This is a genomic window from Ideonella sp. B508-1 (assembly GCF_000333615.1).
In the GTDB taxonomy this organism is placed as follows: Bacteria; Pseudomonadota; Gammaproteobacteria; order Burkholderiales; family Burkholderiaceae_C; genus Ideonella.
In genome coordinates this window covers 1-5,048 of record NZ_BADL01000446.1, presented here as the reverse complement: position 1 = coordinate 5,048, position 5,048 = coordinate 1, and the positions used below count along the sequence as shown (strand labels likewise).

5 protein-coding genes and 1 pseudogene are annotated in these 5,048 nt (G+C 70.3%); 4 read left to right on the top strand and 2 right to left on the bottom strand.

What is annotated here, in order from left to right; genetic code table 11:
• Positions 1 to 320, top strand: a pseudogene (locus I73_RS18090) (amino acid ABC transporter ATP-binding protein); the annotation flags it as partial.
• A 43-nt stretch (positions 321 to 363) separates the two neighbouring features.
• Positions 364 to 1,404, top strand: coding sequence for a dihydroorotase (gene pyrC / locus I73_RS18085; protein WP_022981903.1), 1,041 nt, complete (start codon positions 364 to 366; stop codon positions 1,402 to 1,404).
• A gap of 18 nt (positions 1,405 to 1,422) precedes the next feature.
• On the opposite strand, the gene sodC is transcribed toward pyrC, so the two are convergent.
• Positions 1,423 to 1,947, bottom strand: a complete 525-nt coding sequence (sodC, locus tag I73_RS18080) for a superoxide dismutase family protein (RefSeq protein WP_022981902.1) — start codon at positions 1,945 to 1,947, stop codon at positions 1,423 to 1,425.
• A gap of 98 nt (positions 1,948 to 2,045) precedes the next feature.
• On the bottom strand, positions 2,046 to 3,386 hold the full coding sequence (locus I73_RS18075; protein WP_022981901.1) for an aspartate aminotransferase family protein: 1,341 nt from the start codon (positions 3,384 to 3,386) through the stop codon (positions 2,046 to 2,048).
• Between the two features lie 93 nt (positions 3,387 to 3,479).
• On the opposite strand from I73_RS18075, the gene I73_RS18070 reads away from it, so the two are divergent.
• A complete protein-coding gene (locus tag I73_RS18070; RefSeq protein WP_022981900.1) occupies positions 3,480 to 4,418 on the top strand; it encodes a LysR family transcriptional regulator in 939 nt (312 codons plus the stop codon).
• Between the two features lie 116 nt (positions 4,419 to 4,534).
• A partial coding sequence (locus I73_RS18065) for an NAD(P)-binding protein (RefSeq protein ID WP_022981899.1) occupies positions 4,535 to 5,048 on the top strand: 514 nt, incomplete at its 3' end.

Sequence of the window (5,048 nt, the reverse complement as noted above, 5' to 3'; positions counted from 1 at the left end):
CGGCGGTAGCAGCACGCGTGGCCATTGCCCGCGCACTGTCGATGGACCCCATCGTGATGCTGTTCGACGAGCCCACCTCGGCGCTGGACCCGGAAATGGTCGGCGAGGTGCTGGACGTGATGGTGCAGCTGGCCAACGAAGGCATGACCATGATGTGCGTGACGCACGAAATGGGCTTTGCCAAGAAGGTGTCCAACCGCGTCATCTTCATGGACGCCGGCAAGATCATCGAGGACTGCAAGAAGGAAGAGTTCTTCGGCAACCCCGAGGCCCGCAGCCCGCGCGCCAAGGACTTCCTGTCCAAGATCCTGCAGCACTGAACAGCGCCCTGCGCCGCGGCCGGGCGGTGGGACAATCGCGCCCATGAGCGCTCCCACCTCCCTGACCATCACCCGCCCCGACGACTGGCACCTGCATGTGCGCGACGGGGCTGCCCTGGCGGCCGTGGTGCCGCACACGGCGCGCCAGTTCGGCCGCGCCATCATCATGCCCAACCTGAAGCCGCCGGTGACCACCGCGGCCCAGGCCCTGGCCTACCGCGAGCGCATCCAGGCCGCGGTGCCGGCGGGCGTGGCCTTCGAGCCGCTGATGACGCTCTACCTGACCGACAACACGCCGGCCAGCGAGATCGCCGCGGCGAAGGCGGCTGGCGTGGTGGCGCTCAAGCTCTACCCGGCCGGCGCCACCACCAACAGCGATGCCGGCGTGACCGACATCCGCAAGACCTACGCGACGCTGGAGGCCATGCAACGCGCCGGCCTGCTGCTGCTGGTGCATGGCGAGGTGACCGACCCCGAGGTGGACATCTTCGACCGCGAGGCGGTGTTCATCGACCGCGTGATGCAGCCGCTGCGCCGCGACTTCCCCAAGCTGAAGGTGGTGTTCGAGCACATCACCACCAAGGAAGCCGCCGACTACGTGGCCGGCGCCGGGGCCTTCACCGCGGCCACCATCACCGCCCACCACCTGCTCTACAACCGCAACGCCATCTTCCAGGGCGGGCTGCGGCCGCACTACTACTGCCTGCCCGTTCTGAAGCGCGAAGTGCACCGCCAGGCCCTGGTGGCCGCGGCCACCAGCGGCTCGGACCGCTTCTTCCTGGGCACCGACAGCGCGCCGCACCCGGCCCACCTGAAGGAACACGCCAGCGCCTGCGCCGGCTGCTACACCGCCCTGTCGGCGCTGGAGCTGTACGCCGAGGCCTTCGAGGCCGCGGGTGCGCTGGACCAGCTGCAAGGCTTTGCCAGCGAACACGGCCCGGCCTTCTACGGCCTGCCGCGCAACACCGATACCGTCACCCTGGTGCGCGAGCCCTGGGCCCTGCCCGAGGCCGTGGCCTTCGGCGACGCCAGCCTCAAGCCGCTGCGCGGCGGCGAGACCCTGCACTGGAAGCTGGAGGGCTGAGGCCGGCTCCCCGGGCGCTCAGCCCGGAATGACGCCGCATGCCACGCGGGCCCCGCCACCGCCCAGCGGCGCGGGGTGGTCCGAGTGGTTGTCACCCCCGGCGTGCACCATCAGGGCGTGGCCCTGCACATCGGCCAGCTTCAGGCGCGGGGCCAGCACGGGCTGGGCGGCGGTGCCGTCGGCCGCCACATAGAGCGGGGGCAGGTCGCCCAGGTGGCCATCGCCCCAGGGTTCGCCGTGCTTCTTGGTGCCGGCCGGGTCCAGGTGGCCGCCGGCGGCGCCCGCGGGCACCGGCTTGCCGTTCTGCTCGGCCGGGGCGCAGGAGCCCTTCTCATGCACGTGAAAGCCGTGCAGGCCCGGCGGCAGGCCCTGCAGCGTGGGGTAGAAGGCCAGGCCGTAGGGCGTCTCCACCATCTTCACCGTGCCCAGCGTGGTGCCGGGGCCATCGGGGTTGGCCGCCTGCAGCGTGACGGTGGCCTCGGCGGCCAGGGTGGCGGAGGCGGCGGCGCAGCAGCCGGCCGCGAGCAGCAGTTTGAGGTGCATGGCATTCCCTGTGGAGGTGTGGGAATGCCCTTGTAGCGCAGCCCCTGGCGGCTGTCATCGCACAGGCGTGACGGCCGCAGGGGCTTGGCGCGGTGTCGTCAGGCCGTCGCGTTCAGCGCTTCGCCCAGCGCGTTGACCAGGGCGTCCACCTGGGCCGGGGTGGTGATGAAGGGCGGGGCCAGCTGGATGGTGTCGCCACCGAAGCGCACGTAGAAGCCCATCTCCCAGCACTTCAGGCCGATGTCGTAGGGGCGGATGCTCGGGTCGCCATCGCGGGCGGCGATGGTCAGGCCGGCGGCCAGGCCGTAGTTGCGGATGTCGGTGACGTGCTTGGCGCCCTTGAGGCTGTGCACCGCGTTCTCGAAGTACGGGGCCAGTTCCTTGGACTGTTGGATGGCGTTTTCCTTCTCCAGCAGGTCGAAGGTGGCCAGGCCGGCGGCGCAGGCCACCGGGTGGGCCGAGTAGGTGTAGCCGTGCGGGAATTCGATGGCGTGGGGTGCGCCGCCCGCGGCCATGAAGGTGTCGTAGATCTCGCCCTTGACCACCACGCCGCCCATGGGGATGGTGCCGTTGGTGACCTGCTTGGCGAAGTTGACCATGTCGGGCGTGACGCCGAAGGCCTCGGAGCCCGTCCAGGCGCCGGCACGGCCGAAGCCGGTGATGACCTCGTCGAAGATCATCAGGATGTTGTGCTGGGTGCAGATCTCGCGCAGGCGCTGCAGGTAGCCCACCGGCGGGATGACCACGCCGGCCGAGCCGGAGAAGGGTTCGACGATCAGCGCGGCGATGTTGGACGCATCGTGCAGGGCGATCACGTCCAGCAGCTCGTTGGCCAGCTCGGCGCCGTTCTCGGGCATGCCGCGGCTGAAGGCGTTGCGGGCCAGTTGGGTGTGCGGGATGTGGTCGCACTGCAGGCCTTCACCGAACATCTTGCGGTTGCCGCCGATGCCGCCGACGCTGATGCCGCCGAAGTTCACGCCGTGGTAGCCCTTGAGCCGGCCGATCAGGCGGGTCTTGCTGGCCAGGCCCTTCTGGCGCCAGTAGGCGCGGGCGATCTTCAGCGAGGTGTCGGCCGCTTCCGAGCCGGAGCAGGCGAAGAACACATGTTCCAGGCCGGCAGGCATGTGCGAGACGATGCGCTCGGCCAGCTGGAAGGAGCCCTTGGTGCCGAACTGGAAGCCCGGCGCGTAGTCCAGCGTGCTCACCTGGCGGCCCACTGCCTCGGCGATCTCGCTGCGGCCGTGGCCCAGGCCGCAGGTCCACAGGCCGGACAGGCCGTCGAAGACCTGGCGGCCGCGGTCGTCGGTGAAGTACACGCCCTTGGCGCCCACCAGGATGCGTGGGTCCTTCTTGAAGGCGCGGTTGGCGGTGAAGGGCATCCAGTGGGCCTTCAGCTGGGCTTCGGTCAGGGGTTGCTCAGGCAGGGCGCTCATGTCCATGGTGGGGCTCCGTAAAACGCCCATTCTGAGCAGTGTGTTGGTTTGCATAAACTGCAATCTTTGACCAATCACGCGCAGAGGATTAAAACTGACATGGTGAAGAAGGCCTTGCTGGGGCAGGTGGGCGACACCGAGCTGCGCCTCTTGCGCATCTTCAAGTCGGTGGTGGAGTGCGGCGGGCTGGCGGCGGCCGAGCTGGAGCTCAACATCGGTCGCTCCACCGTCAGCCGCCATGTGAAGGACCTGGAGCAGCGCCTGGGCCTGGTGTTGTGCCGGCGCGGGCGCAGCGGCTTCGCGCTCACGCCCGATGGCCAGCGCGTCTACGACGCCGCGCTGCGCCTCCTGTCGGCGCTGGACGGCTTCCGGGCCGATGTGCGCGATCTGCATGCCGACCTGAAGGGGCCGCTGGCCTTGGGCCTGTTCGACAAGATCGCCACCAACCCGGCCGCGCGCCTGCACCAGGCCCTGGCCGATTTCCGGGACCAGGCGCCGCAGGTCACGCTGGATGTGACGGTGGGCTCGCTCAATGCGCTGGAGACGGCCGTCATCGACGGCCGCCTGCACCTGGCGGTGGTGCCGGACCACCGGCGCTCCGACAGCCTGAACTACCTGCCGCTGTTTCCCGAGACCATGTGGCTGTACTGCGGCGCGGGCCACCCGCTGTTCGGTCGGCCGGCCGACGCGGTGGGCTGGGACGAGCTGCGCCGACACGACTACGCCGGCCTGGCTTTCCATTCCCCGAACATGGAGGTCACGCACCGTTTCGGCCTGCGGCGCACCGCCACGGTGACCGACCAGGAGGCGCTGGCGCTGCTGATCCTGTCCGGCCGCTTCCTGGGCTTCCTGCCGGACCACTACGCGGCCGTCTTCCTGCGCGAAGGCCGGCTGCAGCGGGTGGGGCCGGCGGACGCCAGCTACCTGGTGCAGTTCGTCGCGGTGACGCGCGCTTCTCCCTCGGCGCCGCGGGCGGCGCGGGCCTTTCTGGAGGCGCTGCGCCTGGCGCATCCGCAGCCGCCACTGCCGCCGGCCTGATCGCGTCCGGCACGCGGCGCCGGCTTGTCTGGCATGGATCTGGCTAGAGCTCGTTCGGAAAGTTGACCAAACGGTCAAGTTCCTGAGACCCAACCCGAACCAGACGAGGAGTTCGCGTGTCCCCGACCCCCCATCCCGCGCAGGCCATCGCCGCCGCCGCCGAAGCCCCGCTCACCCGCGCCCAGGCGCTGCTGGAAGCCGAGCGCTGCCTCTACTGCCACGACGCGCCCTGCGAGCAGGCCTGTCCCACCCACATCCCGGTGCCGCAGTTCATCCGCCGCATCGGCGATGGCGACCTGCGCGGCGCGGCCAAGGCGATCCTGGCGGCCAACCCGCTGGGCGGTCTGTGCGCCCGCGTCTGCCCCACCGAGGAGCTGTGCGAAGCCGTCTGCGTGCGCAACACCCAGCAGGGCCAGCCCATCGCCATCGGCCGTCTGCAGCGTCACGCGGTGGATGCGGCGATGACGCTGCCGGCCAGCACTTTCTTCACCCGCGCACCGGCCACCGGCCGCCATGTGGCGGTGGTGGGCGCCGGCCCGGCCGGCCTGGCCTGTGCCCACGGCCTGGCCATGCAGGGCCACAGCGTGGTCGTCTTCGACGCCCGCGAGAAGGCCGGCGGCCTCAATGAGT